Below are 17040 nucleotides of genomic sequence, written 5' to 3'. Positions count from 1 at the left end.
AGACAGCCTGAGATCCAGCATGTCTATAATACGAGGTTCCATAGGTTTTAGTTGTAAATTCACATGGATCACTTTTCAATAAGGTCTATGCAAAATATACTTAATTTTCTAGCCGGCGGGCTAATGCAGTGGTCATGGTGGCAAATTCTTTTGTTCACATTGGCTGTTACGCACGTCACCATTATTTCAGTTACGGTGTTTTTACATCGTAGCCAAGCGCACCGAGGTTTGGATTTGCACCCCATTCCCATGCACTTTTTCCGTTTTTGGTTGTGGCTTACCACGGGTATGATCACCAAAGAATGGGTCGCCATCCACCGTAAGCATCACGCGCGTTGCGAACGTGAAGGTGATCCTCATTCCCCGGTGGTTTTTGGTCTGGGTATGGTGTTTTTTCGGGGTGCTGAGTTGTATCGTGAAGAAGCCAAAAACGAGGAAACATTAAAACGCTTCGGTCACGGCACCCCAGATGACTGGATGGAGCGTAATGTTTATGCGCGTCATAATTTCCTCGGTATTTTGATCATGTTAGGTATTGATCTTGCCTTGTTTGGTCTAGTGGGCTTTGCTGTTTGGGCAGTACAAATGGCATGGATTCCGTTCTGGGCAGCCGGAGTAGTAAACGGTATAGGTCATGCCATTGGTTACCGTAACTTTGCCAGTCCTGATACCAGCACTAATGTCTTCCCGTGGGGTATTATTATTGGTGGTGAAGAACTGCATAATAACCACCATGCTTACGGAACTTCAGCTAAGTTTTCTAGTAAGTGGTATGAGTTTGACTTAGGTTGGGTCTATATCAGCATCTTGCGTTTCTTTAAACTGGCGCACGTGAAAAAAGTAGCACCTAAGTTACGTTTAGCCCCCGCTGACAAAGCGGCTGCAGCAGACATTAGCTTAGATACCTTACAGGGGGTTATTACCCACCGTTATGAAATTCTAGCGCGCTACGCCGATGTGATTCGTCATACGGCTTCTGAAGAAATTGCGCGCTTAAGCACAAAATCTTCCGAAGATCATAAAAAGTTGTCTTTACTAAAACGTTGTAGAGACTGGATTGGTAGAGGCGATGAGGTCTTAGATGATGCTCAGCGTGCCCAGCTGCAAACCGTACTAAATGACGAAGGTAAACTCTCCACCGTAGTACAAATGCAGGTTGAGTTGGCTCGTTTATGGGAAAGCTCTAGCGCTAGCAGTGATCAGTTATTGGCTGATTTACGCGCTTGGGTGCAACGTGCTCAACAAAGCGGCATAGATAGTCTAGAGCAATTTGCCTTGAGATTACGCCGTTACGCATGATTAATGGTTTAAATCCTCAGCAACAACAAGCCGTTACGCAGCCCGCCCAACACACGCTAATTTTAGCGGGGGCGGGTAGCGGTAAAACCCGGGTACTTACCACTCGGATGGCTTGGCTCATGCAGCAAGGCATTAGTCCTTATGCCTTATTAGCCGTTACCTTCACCAATAAAGCCGCGCGTGAAATGTTAGCGCGGCTTAATGCGTTACTGCCTATAGATACGCGTGGCATGTGGGTAGGTACTTTTCATGGCTTATGTAATAGGTTGTTACGCTTGCACCACCAAGATGCCGGACTGGTACAAAGTTTTCAAATACTCGATAGTGCGGATCAGTTAGCTGCTATAAGGCGTTTGATTAAAGGCAATGGTATAGACGATGAAAAATATGTGCCGCGTGAAGTGCAGCGCTTCATTAATAATCAGAAAGACCAAGGCTTACGTCCGGCTTTTATTGAAGCCTACGACCCGCATACGCGTCGATTAATAGAAATATACCAGCTGTATCAAATGCAATGCGAGCGCGAGGGCGTGGTGGATTTTGCTGAGTTATTGCTGCGGGCATATGAGTTATTACAAAATAACGTGGCTTTACGGCAGCATTATCAGCAGCGTTTTTCGCATATTTTAATCGATGAGTTTCAAGATACTAATCCCTTGCAATACGCGTGGCTCACTTTATTAGCTGGTGATAGTGGTCAAATGTTTGCCGTAGGTGATGATGATCAGTCCATTTATGCATTTCGTGGGGCTGATGTTAGTAATATGAAGAGTTTTGAGCGCGATTATGCCAAAGGGAATGTGGTGCGTCTGGAGCAAAATTACCGTTCCTCTGGCCATATTTTGGACGCCGCTAACGCGCTTATTGCCAATAATTCTGAACGCCTAGGTAAAAAACTTTGGACGGATGCAGGTCCTGGTGAAAGTATACGCGTAGTAGAAAAACCCTCTGATGCTTTAGAGGGGCAATGGGTAGTAGAAGAAATTAAAGCGCTCATTAATAATGATGGTTATGCTCACGATGAAATCGCTGTGCTATACAGAAGTAATGCCCAATCGCGCGTTATAGAGCATCATTTATTTAGTAGTGGTTTACCTTATAAGGTGTATGGCGGCCAGCGTTTTTTTGAGCGCCAAGAGATAAAACATGCATTGGCCTATTTACGTTTATTAGATAATCCTCACGATGACACCTCTTGGTTGAGAGTGGTGAATTTTCCTACACGCGGTATAGGTGCACGCTCTTTAGAGCAGCTCAGTGATTTAGCACGTCAATATAATTGCAGCTTATACCGTGCCGTACCTTATATGACAGGGCGGGCCGGTACAAACTTAGGTAAGTTTGTAGCTCTCATTAATCAGTTGGCATCTCAAGCTCAAATGCTACCCTTGCCTGAGCTTATAGAGCACGTAGTGCATGAGAGCGGATTATTAGCCCACTATAAAAAAGATCGTGAAGGCGCAGACCGTTTAGAAAACTTACAAGAATTAGTGAATGCTGCGGCGGTTTTTGTGAATGAAGAAGGCTTAGCTGAAGAAGTGGCCGGACGTCTTCCTGTTAGCCTAGGCACTGAGGCGCAAATAGATGATCAGGGCAACCCTGTATTAGCGGCCATGTCACCATTAGGTGCTTTTTTAACGCACGCTTCTTTAGAGGCCGGTGATAATCAAGCGCAAGCTGGTCAAGCGGCGGTGCAGTTGATGACCATTCATGCAGCTAAAGGCCTAGAGTTTGATGCGGTGTTTATTACGGGCTTAGAAGAGGGTTTATTTCCACATGAAAACAGTTTAGCTGAGCTTGATGGTTTAGAAGAAGAGCGTCGTTTAATGTATGTGGCTCTCACGCGTGGCCGTAAACGCGTGTATATAACCTTAGCGCAAAGCCGTATGTTGCACGGTAAAACACGTTATGCTACGCGTTCACAGTTTTTAGATGAGCTCCCTGATGAAAACCTCAAATGGCTTACTCCTCGTCAAGCGGCTCCCGTGGTAGCCAGCTCTTGGACAGGTGGTTTTGGTCGTGGCGGGGCGTCTTGGGATAAGGCTAAGCAAAACTACGGTGGAGTGCCGCCTGCTATGGCAGCTAGCGGCGTTATTGTGGGTGATCAGCATTTTCGTATAGGCCAAGGCGTGAACCATGCTAAATTTGGTGAAGGCACGGTGCTCACATTAAGTGGGAGTGGTAATGAAGCCCAAGCCCAAATTCATTTCCGTGATGCCGGTACCAAGACCTTGGCCTTAGGCATTGCTAAGCTGGATATTATTACGGGCGGTTAGTCAAGGGCTTCAATTTGCTCTTGGAGCTCCAGCCAATTTTCTTCATTATCCTCTAAGGCTTTACTGAGCTCCCCGTGCTCCATTAAGAGCACGGGGCGTTCATCTTTAAAGTTGTCACCATAAAACTCTGGATCTGCCATGAGTTCGTCGAGTTCATGCAGACGGGCGCGTTGCTGATCCATCTGTTTTTCTAATTGGTTTACTTTCTTTTCTAAAGGTCTGCGTAAGACGGCTGTCTTTTGTCTGGCCTCGGCTTCTAGACGGCGCTGGGTGCGACGATCTATCACCGGTTCATTGTCTTCAGTTTGCACATTAGAAGACTTGTTATTACTGGTACGCATGGCAGTTGCACGAGTGAGTAACCAATCGCGATAGTCTTCAAGGTCTCCGTCAAACTCAGAAACAGCGCCGTCAGCCACTATCCAGAAGTTATCAACGGTAGAGCGTAGCAGCTGTCTATCGTGTGATACCACTAAAACACTGCCTTCATACTCAGCTAACGCGGCGGCTAAGGCTTCGCGAGTTTCTACGTCTAAATGGTTGGTGGGCTCATCCAATAATAATAGATTAGGCTTAAACCAAACCACGAGTGCCAAGGCTAAACGAGCTTTTTCGCCACCAGAAAAACCAGCAGTGGAGTTTGTTGCCATATCTCCACTAAAAGCAAAGCGGCCCAAATAGTTGCGTAATTCCTGTTCACGTACTTCAGGAGCGATACGTTGCAAATGCTGTATGGGGCTCAGTTCGGCATCAATCATATCAAGTTGATGCTGAGCAAAATAACCAATTTCTAAGCGTGCTGATGGGAGGAACTCGCCTGTTAAAGGGTTGATTTCACCTGCTAAGGTTTTAATGAGGGTACTTTTACCGGCACCATTCATGCCTAAAATACCAATGCGGCTGCCACTACGTACATCTACGTTTACATTATGTAGAATGGTTTTAGTTTCAGGTTGACTGTAACCTAAATCAGTATGTATTAGACGCAGTAGCGGGTCAGGCATAGACTCAGGTGTGGGGAGGGAGAATTGTACCTCGGCATCAAAACGTACGGGGGCCAGTTCTTGCATCCTAGCTAAAGCTTTAACACGGCTTTGAGCTTGTTTGGCTTTGGTGGCTTTGGCTTTAAAACGATCAATAAAGCTTTGTAGGTGCGCCACTTCTTTTTGTTGCTTTTCCCAAGCAAACTGGTCTTGACGCAAACGTTCCGCTCGTTGGGTTAAAAAGTTGCTGTAATTACCACGATATTTTATTAATTGTTGCTGATCAAAATGTAGTATGTGGGTGGTAGTGGCATCTAAAAATTCGGTATCATGCGAAATAATCAGTACGGTGCCAGGGTAAGATTGTAACCAACGCTCTAGCCAGAGCATGGCATCTAAATCTAAGTGGTTGGTGGGTTCATCAAGCAGCAGTAGATCTGAAGGAGCCATCAGCGCTCTAGCTAAAGCTATACGCATTTGCCAGCCGCCTGAAAATTGTCCTACGGGTTGCAGCCACTGATCAGGCCTAAAGCCTAAGCCCGCCAATAACTGTTCAGCGCGTGAGGGGGCCGTCCACGCATCGGCTTCAATCAGCGCCGTTTCTAAGGCGGCAATGGCATTGCCATCGTCGTCTGAGGTTTGGGCGCGCTGGGACTGTAGTTCACGTAAATGCGTGTCGCCATCAATCACAAATTCACGTGCAGGTCTATCTCTTTCAGTGATCTCTTGCTCTACACTGGCCAAACGCCAACGTGCAGGCATATCAAGTAGTCCGCTGTCAGGTTCTATTTGGTGCTGAATCAGCGCAAATAAACTGGTTTTACCGGCGCCATTACGTCCTACTATACCTACTCGCTCTTGGGGGTTTATAACGAAGCTCGTATTTTGGAGTAAAACTTTAACGCCACGGCGTAGTCCCAGATCAGTTGCGCGAATCACGGAGTATCCTTTCTTTGTAAGTTAGGTTAATTGGGTTTTATGTAGTAGCAGTATTTGATCATCTGCATTTTCAGTACTGAGCCACATGGGGTCTAAGTGAGGGAAGGCAGCGCAAAAGTGTGCGTACTCATGGCCTATTTCTAAGAGTAAGAAACCCTCATCATTCAGGTGCTCAGCAGCTTGCGCTATAATAGTGCGTATTAGATCCATGCCATCATCACCACCCGCCAAGGCCATGCGTGGCTCATGCAAGTACTCGGCAGGCAGCGCTTGCATAGAGCTTTCATTCACATAAGGTGGATTAGAGATAATAATATCGTACTTTTTACCTTGTACTGCCGTGTATAAATCACTGTGAAGTACGTGCACGCGGTCTTCTAAGTCATAATCGGCAATGTTTTGCTGGGCTATATTTAAAGCAGCGGTAGAGAGGTCCACGCCATCAACTTGGGCATGAGGGAAAGTCAGTGCTGCTAAAATGGCTAAACAGCCTGAACCCGTACATACGTCTAATACCGCATTAATGGCAGTAGGGTCCTCTACCCAAGGCGCCAATTGTGTGCTGAGTAACTCAGAAATAGGCGAGCGCGGGACGATGCAGTCTGGGCTAACTCTAAAACGTAAACCTTGGAGCCACGCTTCACCAGTAATATAGGCTGCAGGTAAGCGTTCTTCGCAGCGGCGTTGCACTAATTGAATAAAATCAGTGCGTTCAGTCTGCGTGGTGGCAGCATCTAAATAGGGCTCTAATTGATCTAAAGGTAAGTGTAGGCTGTGTAAGAGCAGGTAGATAGCTTCGTCCCAGGCATTATCACTGCCATGGCCAAATTGAAGTTGATGGCGGTTAAACTGGCTCATAGTCCAGCGTAATAGGTCACGCACGGTGCGTAGCTCATGAACGGCATCTATATAAGGGGGAGGGAGGGTTGCCACAGGTAGAATCCTAGCCGAAAAAGGGAAAAAAAAATCCCTTGCTGCATAGATGCTAACAAAGGATTGTTTTTTGGTGCGAACGGAGAGACTCGAACTCTCACACCTCTCGGCGCCAGAACCTAAATCTGGTGCGTCTACCAATTCCGCCACGTTCGCTTGGTGCGTAAAGATAAAATTATAATTCAATAAAATAATATTGTAAAGATATTTTTACCTGTTGTTTTCTTTTTTGCGAGTGTATTACTGCAAAAAAATAATATTAACCTAATATGGGATGGCTGTCTAGTTGTTTTTCACGAAGAAATAAGAAAGTAGAGATTGAAGCCATGTTAAAACACAGGTACTCTTATACTTTGTGATGGTTGAGTGTTATAAATACTACTCACAGCTATTCATATATTTTCACACATATTTTACCAGAGCTATAGGTATATACGGTAAAATACATTTTTTTAAACCATTCATTTATATAGGTCTCTAATGCAGCCCGAGGTTGAAATTCTGTCCGGTTTGGAGCGCCGCATCGATGTGGCTATCTCCACAGCTGATGTCGAAAAAGAAGTCCAGACACAACTTAAACGTGTAGCGCGTACTGCCAAAATCCAGGGTTTTCGCCCAGGAAAAGCACCGCTATCCATTGTAGAGCGTAGCCACGGCGCTGGCATTCGCTACGACGCCATTAATAATGAGCTAGGTAAAGCATTAGATAGTGCCATTGAAAAAAGCGGTCTACGTATTGCTGGTGCACCTTCAGTAGAAGGTAAAGAAGACGCGCCAGAAGGTTCTATGGTGTTTAGTGCTACGTTTGAGGTTTATCCTGAAATCACACTACCTGAGCTGTCTGAGTTAGAGGTGACTCGTAGCCAGATTGAGGTAGGAGATGAGGATGTAGAGCGCACTATAGATATTCTACGTAAACAACGTGCTAATTACGAAGCCCGTGAAGACCGAGCCGCTCAAGAGGAAGATCGTGTTACGCTTGACTTTGTTGGTACTATAGATGGTGTAGCCTTTGAAGGTGGTTCAGCTGAAGGCTTTAGTTTCGTACTTGGCCAAGGCCGTATGTTGCCTGAGTTTGAAGAGGCGGCTACAGGCTTAAAAGCCGGTGAAGAGAAAGTCTTTACCTTAGATTTCCCCGAAGATTACGGTAGTGAAGAAGTGGCTGGTAAAACAGCGGAGTTCACTATTAAAATCACTGAAGTTGCTGAGCCACAGTTACCTGAGCTGAATGACGAATTCGCTAAAGAGCTAGGTCAAGCAGAAGGGGATATAGAAGCGTTATTAGCTGATGTACGTGCCAATATTGAGCGTGAAGCCAAATCTCGTGTAGATGCTAAAACTAAAGCCAGTGTGATGGAAGCTTTATTGGCTGCTACTGAGTTTGATGCACCTAAAGCTTTGGTTGCTAACGAGGTTAAAAATCGTATAGCCATGGCGCGTGAAGAGCTTAAAGAGCGTGGTTTACCAAATGCTGATGATATGCCTATTCCTGAGGAGGTTTTCCAAGAGGAAGCTGAGCGTCGCGTACGTTTAGGTTTATTACTTGCTGAACTGGTTGAAAGCGCTGACCTAAAAGCTACACCAGAACAAGTTCGTGAGCGCATCGAAGAGTTTGCACAAAATTACGAGCAGCCTGAGCAAGTCATCAGCTATTATTTATCTGACCCTCAGCGTCACGCTGAAATCGAAGCTATTGTGCTGGAAGACAATGTGGTTGCCCACGTTGTGGCTGCAGCCAAGGTGACCGATGAAGACGTAGACTTTGAGCAATTAATGGGAAATAACTAATGTCGTCTAGTTTTATCGACTTCTATGCTTCTATGCACGGTGGGCAGTCTGTAACCCCTTCGGGTTTAGGCTACATTCCTATGGTGGTTGAGCAGTCTGGCCGCGGAGAGCGTTCTTATGATATTTATTCACGCTTATTGCGTGAGCGCATTATCTTTTTGGTTGGGCCGGTACATGATCACTCCGCTAACTTAATTGTGGCGCAGTTATTATTCCTAGAGTCGGAAAACCCAGAGAAAGATATCTCGCTATACATTAACTCGCCTGGCGGTTCAGTATATGCGGGTATGGCTATCTTTGATACGATGCAGTTTGTCCAGCCTGAGGTGGCGACCTTGTGCACAGGGATGGCAGCAAGTATGGGGGCTTTTTTATTGGCTGCTGGTCAAAAAGAAAAGCGTTTTGCCTTGCCTAATTCTCGTATTATGATTCACCAGCCGTCTGGTGGTGCTCAAGGTCAGGCGTCAGATATTCAAATTCAAGCTAAGGAAATCTTAAGCCTGCGTGAGCGTCTTAATCAGATTTTGGCTGATAAAACTGGCCAAACCATTGATCAAATCGCGTTAGATACCGAACGTGATCGTTTTATGGATTCGGATGAAGCCGTGACGTATGGCATCATTGATAAGGTGCTAACACATCGTTCAGACGATATTTAAAGGGGAGGCAGCGGGCTTATCTTGTATTGATTAGTCCGTTGCTACCTTATTTGCCATTTGCGGCTTGCCGCTCTTTTAATGACTGTATATATTTATGTCCGACAAACATTCGGCCGATGATAAAGCCTTACATTGCTCCTTTTGTAATAAATCTCAAACTGAGGTCACCAAGCTGATTTCAGGGCCTGGGGCGGTCTATATTTGCAATGAGTGTATTAGTCTTTGCAATGAAATGATCATTGAGGAAAATCAAGAGCAGACCGCAACGGAATTATTAGGCTCAAAATTACCCACACCTCAAGAAATTAAAACTTTTCTTGATGATTACGTGATTGGTCAAGATCAACCCAAGCGCAACTTAGCGGTGGCCGTCTACAATCATTACAAACGCATTCAACATACCGGTAGTGGTGGTGGTGATGATGGGGTAGAGTTATCTAAGAGTAATATTTTACTCATAGGTCCCACGGGTTCGGGTAAAACCTTACTCGCTCAAACCTTAGCCCGCATGCTTAAAGTGCCTTTTGTGATGGCAGATGCAACCACGTTAACTGAGGCCGGTTATGTGGGTGAAGACGTTGAAAACATCGTACAAAAATTACTGCAAGCTTGCGATTACGATGTAGATAAAGCACAGCACGCTATTATCTATATTGATGAAATAGATAAAATTTCACGTAAAGCGGACAACCCTTCCATTACTCGCGACGTCTCTGGAGAGGGTGTGCAGCAAGCGTTATTAAAAATAATCGAAGGTACAGTAGCTTCTGTACCTCCTCAAGGTGGGCGTAAACACCCAAATCAAGACTTCATTCAAGTGGATACCACTAATATTCTTTTTGTAGTGGGTGGAGCCTTTGATGGTTTAGAGAAAGTGATTCAAAACCGTACAGAAAAGTCCGGTATAGGTTTTGGCGCGAATGTAAGCGCAAAAAGTGAGCGTGGCGTAGGAGAGCTTTTTTCAGAAGTGGAGCCAGAGGACCTTATTAAGTTTGGTTTAATACCAGAATTAGTGGGGCGTCTACCTGTAGTGACTACCTTAGAAGAGCTCGATGAGTCAGCCCTAATTCGTATATTAACTGAACCGCGTAATGCTTTAGTCAAACAGTTTCAAAAACTCTTAGAGCTTGAGGAAGTAGAGCTGGAAATCGAAGATGAGGCTTTACAAGCTATAGCTCAAGCGGCTATTGCACGTCGTACCGGAGCGCGTGGCTTACGTTCTATTGTTGAAAAATCATTATTAGACACCATGTATGAGTTACCCTCATTAGAAAATGTTAGTAAAGTGGTGCTAACTAAAGAAGCTGTAGAGGGTAAAACGAAACCAACATTAGTTTTTAATGATGGTACAAAACAAGTCGCAGCTACGCCTCATAATGCTGTTGCCTAACAATTAGTCCTGTTTTTACTCAAAAAGACTTGAAATAATCAAGATCGCCACAATGTGTAATGCAGAAGCTAGAGCTAGAAGGGGAAGCGATCTTGCTTCCCCTTCTAGTCTGTAGGTAATTAAAAGGAAATTACTATGTCTGCAAGCCAGATTTTATCTATGGAATCCACGGAACTCCCTTTATTGCCATTACGTGATGTAGTGGTGTTTCCGCATATGGTGATTCCGCTATTTGTTGGACGGTCTCGCTCCATCAAAGCCTTAGAGTTGGCTATGGAGTCGGGCAATACTATCTTATTAGTGGCTCAAAAAACAGCAAGTAAAGACGAGCCCACTGTTGATGATATGTATGAAATTGGCTGTGCCGCTACGATTTTACAAATGCTAAAGCTCCCTGATGGCACCGTTAAAGTGCTAGTAGAAGGGGTAGAGCGTGCTCGGGTACAGCAAGTTATTGATAACGAAACACACTTTAGTGGTCAAGCCATAGCAGTGGAATCTGCTGAAGAAGCACCCGCTGAGGCTGAGGCATTACGCCGTGCGGTGGTGGCGCAATTCGAACAATACGTCAAACTCAATAAAAAAATACCACAAGAGATTTTGACATCATTGAGTGCTATAGACGAAGCGAGTCGTTTGGCCGATACGGTCGCCGCTCATCTACCACTTAAGTTAGAGCAGAAGCAGCACATGCTAGAGTCTGTGGCTGTGGTCGAACGTTTAGAAGCGTTATTGGCGCAGTTAGAGACTGAGATTGACATACTCCAAGTTGAAAAACGCATTCGTGGTCGCGTTAAAAAGCAAATGGAGAAAAGCCAGCGTGATTACTACTTAAACGAGCAAGTTAAAGCCATTCAGAAAGAGCTGGGTGATGGCGAAGACGGCGCAGAAATTGAAGAAATTGAAACGCGTCTAGCGGATGCTAAGTTGCCTAAAGAAGCACTTAAAAAAGCTGAAGCTGAGTTAAAAAAGCTGAAAATGATGTCGCCTATGTCGGCAGAGGCTACAGTAGTACGCAATTACTTAGACACATTGATTGATTTACCATGGCGCAAGCGTAGTCGCATTAATAACTCATTAGATAATGCGCAAAAAGTGCTAGATGCCGATCATCACGGTTTAGAAAAAGTAAAAGAGCGTATTGTAGAGTACTTAGCCGTACAGCAGCGGGTGTCTAAGCTCAAAGCGCCTATTATTTGTTTAGTAGGGCCTCCGGGTGTAGGTAAAACCTCACTTGGGCAGTCTATAGCTAAAGCTACTAACCGTAAGTACATTCGTATGGCTTTGGGTGGTGTGCGTGACGAGGCGGAAATTCGCGGTCACCGTCGTACGTATATTGGTTCTATGCCAGGCAAAATCATCCAAAATATGGGTAAAGTGGGTGTACGTAACCCCTTATTCCTGTTAGATGAGATTGACAAAATGGGAGCTGATTTCCGCGGTGATCCGTCTTCGGCCTTATTAGAGGTCTTAGATCCTGAGCAAAACCACACGTTTCAAGACCATTACTTAGAGGTGGATTTTGATCTGTCTGATGTGATGTTCGTGGCTACTAGTAATACCTTAAACATTCCGCCGGCACTATTAGACCGTATGGAAGTCATTCGTTTATCGGGTTATACCGAGGACGAAAAGGTAAATATTGCTTTCAAGCATTTAATACCAAAGTTGATGAAAAACAATGGTGTTAAAAAAGGTGAAATGCAAATTGAAGAAGAAGCGGTACGCGATATTGTGCGCTACTACACACGTGAGGCAGGTGTTCGTTCCTTAGAGCGTGAAATCAGCAAAGTGTGTCGTAAAGTGGTACACGAAACATTGAGCTTGGGTCTGAAAAAAGGCGAGAAGGCCGATGTGATTGTGATCAATAGCGAAAACCTTAATGATTACTTGGGTGTACGCCGTTATGACTTTGGTGTTGCTTTGACTGAAAACAAGGTCGGCCAAGTCACGGGCTTAGCTTGGACTGAAGTAGGTGGTGATTTACTCACCATTGAAGTTGCGGACGTACCAGGTAAAGGGCAAATACAACGTACAGGCTCTATTGGTGACGTGATGAAGGAGTCGGTAGAAGCGGCTCGTACGGTAGTACGTGCACGGGCGCAACAGTGGGGCATTGCTGATCCGGTGTTTGAGAAGCGAGATATACACGTTCACTTTCCAGACGGCGCCACTCCTAAAGATGGCCCTTCAGCCGGTATTGCTATAACCACAGCTATAGTGTCTTCTTTAACCGGTATTCCTATACGTGCTGATGTCGCCATGACAGGTGAGATTACCTTGCGTGGTGAGGTATTAGAAATTGGTGGTCTGAAAGAGAAGTTGTTGGCAGCACAGCGCGGTGGTATTAAAACCGTGATGATCCCTGAGCAAAACGTCAAAGACTTAGCTGAGATTCCTGATAACGTGAAAAACACCTTGGAGATTATTCCAGTACGTTGGATAGATCGCGTTTTAGAGGTCGCTTTAGAAAATATGCCTGTGCCATTGTCTGATGAGGAATTAGCACGCATTACAGCTGAAGCCGTAGCCGCTAAGGTGTCTGCAGGTGAAGCGGGTGTGACCAAGCATTAATTAATCATGGGGGCCTAGCCCCCATAATTAATGAAATGCCTGATCCCTAATCAGTCCTACTGCAATGCCTTCTAAAGTGAAGTCATCTTGAGAGGTGATAATAATAGGTTCAAAATCGGGGTTTTCAGGTAATAGCGCTATTTTTTTATCTATATGTTGTAAGCGCTTAACGGTAACCTCATCACCAAGTCTAGCTACTACAATTTGCCCATGACGCGCCTCAGAGGTTTTTTTAACGGCGAGTAAGTCGCCTTCTAAAATGCCAGCATCACGCATACTAAGGCCGCGTACACGCAGTAAGTAGTCAGCAGGTTGGCTAAATAAAGAAGGCTCAATATCAATCTCTCGTTCTATGTGTTCAGAGGCTAATATAGGGCTACCCGCAGCTACTCGACCTATAATAGGCAAGGAAGGCTTATTCGTTTCTTCTGAGTCTATTAGAAGGCGTATACCGCGCGAAGTACCCGCTATTAATTCTATAGCGCCTTTGCGAGCAAGTGCTTTAAGGTGATCTTCAGCAGCATTAGCCGATTTAAAACCAAAGATGCGTGCTATCTCTGCGCGCGTTGGAGGAAAGCCCGTACGTTGAGTTTCAGTACGGATTAAATCATAGACTTGTTGTTGACGTGCGGTAAGTTTCACAAAGCACCTATTGGACTGGAGTTATATACAGCCCAATTGTCAGTTAAAAGTGTAAAAAAATCAAGGGAATTAAGGCGTTATGTCTTAGTTCCCTTGATTTTATTTTCTTTTTTGATGTATTAACGTAATACGCGAGCAATAGCCGCTGCTACGGTATCTATATTAGTATCGTTCAACGCTGCTACACAGATGCGTCCCGTGTCTAATATATAAATAGCATCTTCATCACGCAGTTTTTGCACTTGAGGTTGTGTGAGACCTGAATAAGAAAACATACCATTTTGCTCTAGAACAAAATCCATGTTTTGTTCTACGCCGTGCTCTTTAAGTTTGGCTACTAGCTGATGACGCATCTGCTTAATGCGTTCACGCATATGGCGGAGTTCACCTTGCCATTGTTGTAGCAACGGTTGATTGTTAAATATGGTGCTGATGATTTTTGCCCCATGGGTGGGAGGGTTTGAGTAATTAGTGCGTGCTAAACGTTTTAACTGGCTTAATACCCGTGGGCTTTGTTCGGCATCCGTGGTGAGCACAGTGAGTGCACCCACGCGCTCACCATACAAAGCAAAGGATTTAGAAAAAGAAGAGCTAATTAGCATAGGGATTTGGCGTTGCGCCAGCATACGTACAGCTGCGGCATCTTCTTCTAAGCCTGCACCAAAGCCTTGGTAAGCAATATCCATAAAAGGAATATGTTGTTTAGCTACTAGTATGTCGGCAATTTGTTGCCATTGTTCAAAGGTTGGGTCTATGCCTGTGGGGTTGTGACAGCAGGCATGTAACACCACAATGCTTTGAGCGGGCAGTTGCTCTAACGCTTGCAACATACCTTCTAGGTCTAAGCCTTTGGTATGGGGGTTGTAGTAAGGGTATTCAACTACTTCAAAGCCGGCATTTTCAAATAACGCGCGGTGGTTTTCCCAGCTAGGATTGCTAATAGCCACTTTGGCGTTAGGAATTAAGGTTTTCAAAAAGCTAGCACCCACTTTAAGGGCACCAGTGCCACCTAAGCTTTGGATAGTTACAGCACGACCAGCAACAATAGCTTCAGCCTCAGCACCCAGGAGCAGATGTTGAGCGCCTAAATTATAAGAACTCATGCCATCTATGGGTAAATAACCTCGGGCAGCCGGTTGCTCGGCTAGTTGTTGCTCTACGGTAGCTACCGACGGCAGTAAAGGCATAGAGCCTTGCTCGTTATAATAAACGCCTACACCTAGATTGACCTTGTGAGCGCGGGAATCGGCATTGAATTGTTCATTGAGGCCAAGAATTGGGTCACGTGGCGCTTGGCTAACGCTGTTAAATAGGGAAGTCATAGTTGAATAATAAGAGGGGGTAAACAGAAGCGGGCAAATGCCCGAAAATTAATGTGATAATAGAAGTATCTACTAATGTGGGGGCAGTATGCAAACCTTTACACCGCAATTTGTTCAATATCCGAATAGTCCATTTCAATTATTTCAGCCTTATCCACCTGCTGGCGACCAGCCTGCAGCTATAGATCAATTGATAGAAGGACTGGAAGATGGACTGATGTACCAAACCCTGTTAGGTGTGACAGGCTCTGGTAAAACCTTCACCATGGCGAATGTAATTGCACGCAGTGGCAGGCCAGCCATTGTGTTGGCGCCAAATAAAACGTTAGCTGCGCAGCTGTATGCGGAGATGCGCGAGTTTTTCCCTAAAAATGCCGTTGAATACTTTGTTTCTTACTATGATTATTATCAACCGGAAGCCTATGTGCCTTCACGAGATTTATTCATAGAAAAAGATTCTTCCATTAACGAGCACATAGAGCAGATGCGTTTATCTGCTACTAAGAGCTTATTAGAACGTCCTGACACCATTATTGTGGGCTCTGTGTCGTGTATTTACGGTATAGGTAACCCGGCGGATTATCATGCTATGGTGCTCACCTTGCGCGTAGGTGATGAAATAGGACGTCAAGAGTTGTTGGCGCGTTTGGTTTCTATGCAGTACGAGCGCAATGATACGGATTTTGAGCGCGGTATGTTTAGAGCTCGAGGTGAAATTATTGATGTTTTCCCAGCGGAAAATGCTGAACAAGCTTTACGCGTCACCTTATTTGATGATGAAATTGAAGAGCTAGCCTTATTTGATCCGCTCACCGGTAAAGTGCAACAAGAGTTGCCTCGTTTTACGGTTTATCCCGGCTCTCATTTTGTCACACCACGTGAGACGGTATTACGCGCAGTAGAAACCATTAAAGAGGAGCTTAAGGAGCGTTTAGCGCACTTAACAGAGCAAGGCATGCTTGCGGAAGCACAGCGCTTAGAGCAACGCACCCGATTTGATTTGGAAATGATGCATGAGCTGGGTTTTTGTAAGGGTATTGAAAACTATTCGCGTCATTTATCAGGCGGCAAAGCCGGCGATCCTCCCCCCACGTTAATTGATTATTTACCTAAAAATGCCATTATGTTTATTGATGAAAGTCACGTCACTATGGGGCAAATTGGTGGTATGTATAAAGGGGATAGATCGCGCAAAAGTACTTTAGTGGAGTTTGGTTTTAGGCTGCCCTCGGCTTTAGATAATCGTCCACTCAAAATGGAAGAGTTTGAAGCGCGTATGTCGCAAACTGTGTTTGTGTCTGCGACGCCTGCAGCGTATGAGCAACGTCATGCAGATCAAGTGGTTGAGCAAGTGGTGCGCCCTACGGGCTTAGTTGATCCCGAAGTGGAGGTGCGTCCTGCCATTACACAAGTGGACGATGTGTTGTCTGAGATTCATAAACGGGTAGCCCGTCAAGAGCGTGTATTGATCACTACGTTGACCAAACGCATGGCTGAAGACTTGAGTGATTTCTTGGCTGAGCATGGCGTAAAAGTGCGCTATTTGCATTCCGATATTGATACTGTTGAGCGCGTGGAAATTATTCGTGATTTGCGCCTAGGTGTGTTTGATGTGTTGGTAGGTATTAACTTATTGCGTGAAGGCTTAGATATACCTGAGGTATCTTTGGTGGCTATCTTGGATGCCGATAAAGAAGGTTTCTTACGCTCAGAGCGCAGTTTGATACAAACCATAGGTCGCGCTGCACGAAATTTACATGGCCATGCGATTCTATATGCAGATCGTATTACCGAGTCCATGCGTAAAGCCATGGATGAAACGGAACGTAGACGAGAAAAGCAATTACAGTTCAATATAGATCACGGCATTGTGGCACGTGGTGTTAATAAAGCGGTTAGAGAATTAATTGATGGCATTATTGCCCCGCATCAAGCTGCTGTTGAAAGCTTAGAAGACATTTCTTTAGATGTGCTCAAAGATGAGAAATCGTTAGCACGTGAGCTAAAACGCTTAGAGAAGCAAATGCTAGACCACGCTAAAAACTTAGAGTTTGAAGCAGCAGCACAAACCAGAGATCAGCTGCGTCGTCTTAAAGAGCAGGCGTTACTCGCATAAAGGAATTAACGAATAAATCACGCAAATCCTTACTAATTTAATGGGTATTTGTTATACTGGACTAAATTAGTCGGGTATAGCTTTATGTGCTTGTGCCGACATAAACAAATTAACTCAAG

11 protein-coding genes and 1 tRNA gene are annotated in these 17040 nt (G+C 45.0%); 7 read left to right on the top strand and 5 right to left on the bottom strand.

Annotated elements, in window-relative coordinates; translation table 11 throughout:
- Window positions 1-87 precede the first annotated feature (87 nt).
- Together AC2UZJ_RS00470 and AC2UZJ_RS00465 are read left to right on the top strand one after the other, a co-directional pair.
- Window positions 88-1299 (top strand): DesA family fatty acid desaturase, encoded by a 1212-nt coding sequence (locus AC2UZJ_RS00470; RefSeq protein WP_486948156.1) that lies wholly within the window; start codon window positions 88-90, stop codon window positions 1297-1299.
- Window positions 1296-3575: a UvrD-helicase domain-containing protein gene (locus AC2UZJ_RS00465; RefSeq protein ID WP_486948155.1), complete on the top strand. Its 2280-nt coding sequence runs from the start codon at window positions 1296-1298 to the stop codon at window positions 3573-3575. The genes AC2UZJ_RS00470 and AC2UZJ_RS00465 overlap by 4 nt, the downstream gene beginning before the upstream one ends.
- Here AC2UZJ_RS00465 and AC2UZJ_RS00460 read toward each other — a convergent pair.
- The 3 genes from AC2UZJ_RS00460 to AC2UZJ_RS00450 all read right to left on the bottom strand — a co-directional run bounded on the left by AC2UZJ_RS00460 (window position 3572) and on the right by AC2UZJ_RS00450 (window position 6586).
- Entirely contained in the window at window positions 3572-5497 is a 1926-nt protein-coding gene (locus tag AC2UZJ_RS00460; protein ID WP_486948154.1) for an ATP-binding cassette domain-containing protein, read from the bottom strand. The genes AC2UZJ_RS00465 and AC2UZJ_RS00460 overlap by 4 nt on opposite strands.
- 21 nt (window positions 5498-5518) lie before the next feature.
- Window positions 5519-6430, bottom strand: a complete 912-nt coding sequence (gene prmB / locus AC2UZJ_RS00455) for a 50S ribosomal protein L3 N(5)-glutamine methyltransferase (protein ID WP_486948153.1) — start codon at window positions 6428-6430, stop codon at window positions 5519-5521.
- Between the two features lie 71 nt (window positions 6431-6501).
- Window positions 6502-6586 (bottom strand) — tRNA-Leu (locus tag AC2UZJ_RS00450).
- A gap of 324 nt (window positions 6587-6910) precedes the next feature.
- Between AC2UZJ_RS00450 and tig the strand changes: the two genes are divergently transcribed.
- The 4 genes from tig (at window position 6911) to lon (ending at window position 12841) form a co-directional block, all read left to right on the top strand.
- Window positions 6911-8218: a trigger factor gene (gene tig / locus AC2UZJ_RS00445; RefSeq protein ID WP_486948152.1), complete on the top strand. Its 1308-nt coding sequence runs from the start codon at window positions 6911-6913 to the stop codon at window positions 8216-8218.
- Complete coding sequence (clpP, locus tag AC2UZJ_RS00440) at window positions 8218-8877, top strand: ATP-dependent Clp endopeptidase proteolytic subunit ClpP (RefSeq protein ID WP_486948151.1); 660 nt, start codon at window positions 8218-8220, stop codon at window positions 8875-8877. Before tig ends, clpP begins: the two co-directional genes overlap by 1 nt.
- A gap of 94 nt (window positions 8878-8971) precedes the next feature.
- Window positions 8972-10267, top strand: coding sequence for an ATP-dependent Clp protease ATP-binding subunit ClpX (gene clpX, locus AC2UZJ_RS00435; RefSeq protein WP_486948150.1), 1296 nt, complete (start codon window positions 8972-8974; stop codon window positions 10265-10267).
- Window positions 10268-10402: 135 nt separating this feature from the next.
- Window positions 10403-12841 (top strand): endopeptidase La, encoded by a 2439-nt coding sequence (gene lon, locus AC2UZJ_RS00430; RefSeq protein ID WP_486948149.1) that lies wholly within the window; start codon window positions 10403-10405, stop codon window positions 12839-12841.
- Between the two features lie 27 nt (window positions 12842-12868).
- Here lon and lexA read toward each other — a convergent pair whose 3' ends face one another.
- Both lexA and AC2UZJ_RS00420 read right to left on the bottom strand, forming a co-directional pair.
- Window positions 12869-13483, bottom strand: a complete 615-nt coding sequence (lexA, locus tag AC2UZJ_RS00425; RefSeq protein ID WP_486948148.1) for a transcriptional repressor LexA — start codon at window positions 13481-13483, stop codon at window positions 12869-12871.
- A gap of 119 nt (window positions 13484-13602) precedes the next feature.
- Window positions 13603-14805 carry an amino acid aminotransferase gene (locus AC2UZJ_RS00420; RefSeq protein ID WP_486948147.1) on the bottom strand — a complete coding sequence of 401 codons (1203 nt, stop codon included), beginning with the start codon at window positions 14803-14805 and terminating at the stop codon, window positions 13603-13605.
- 88 nt (window positions 14806-14893) lie between these two features.
- Here AC2UZJ_RS00420 and uvrB point away from each other — a divergent pair, with 88 nt between their 5' ends.
- A complete protein-coding gene (gene uvrB, locus AC2UZJ_RS00415; RefSeq protein WP_486948146.1) occupies window positions 14894-16921 on the top strand; it encodes an excinuclease ABC subunit UvrB in 2028 nt (675 codons plus the stop codon).
- Window positions 16922-17040: the final 119 nt, after the last annotated feature.

This window comes from Paenalcaligenes sp. DL 309 (assembly GCF_057475285.1).
Note: the sequence above shows the minus strand (reverse complement) of the source record. Positions and strands in the feature narration are given on the sequence as shown.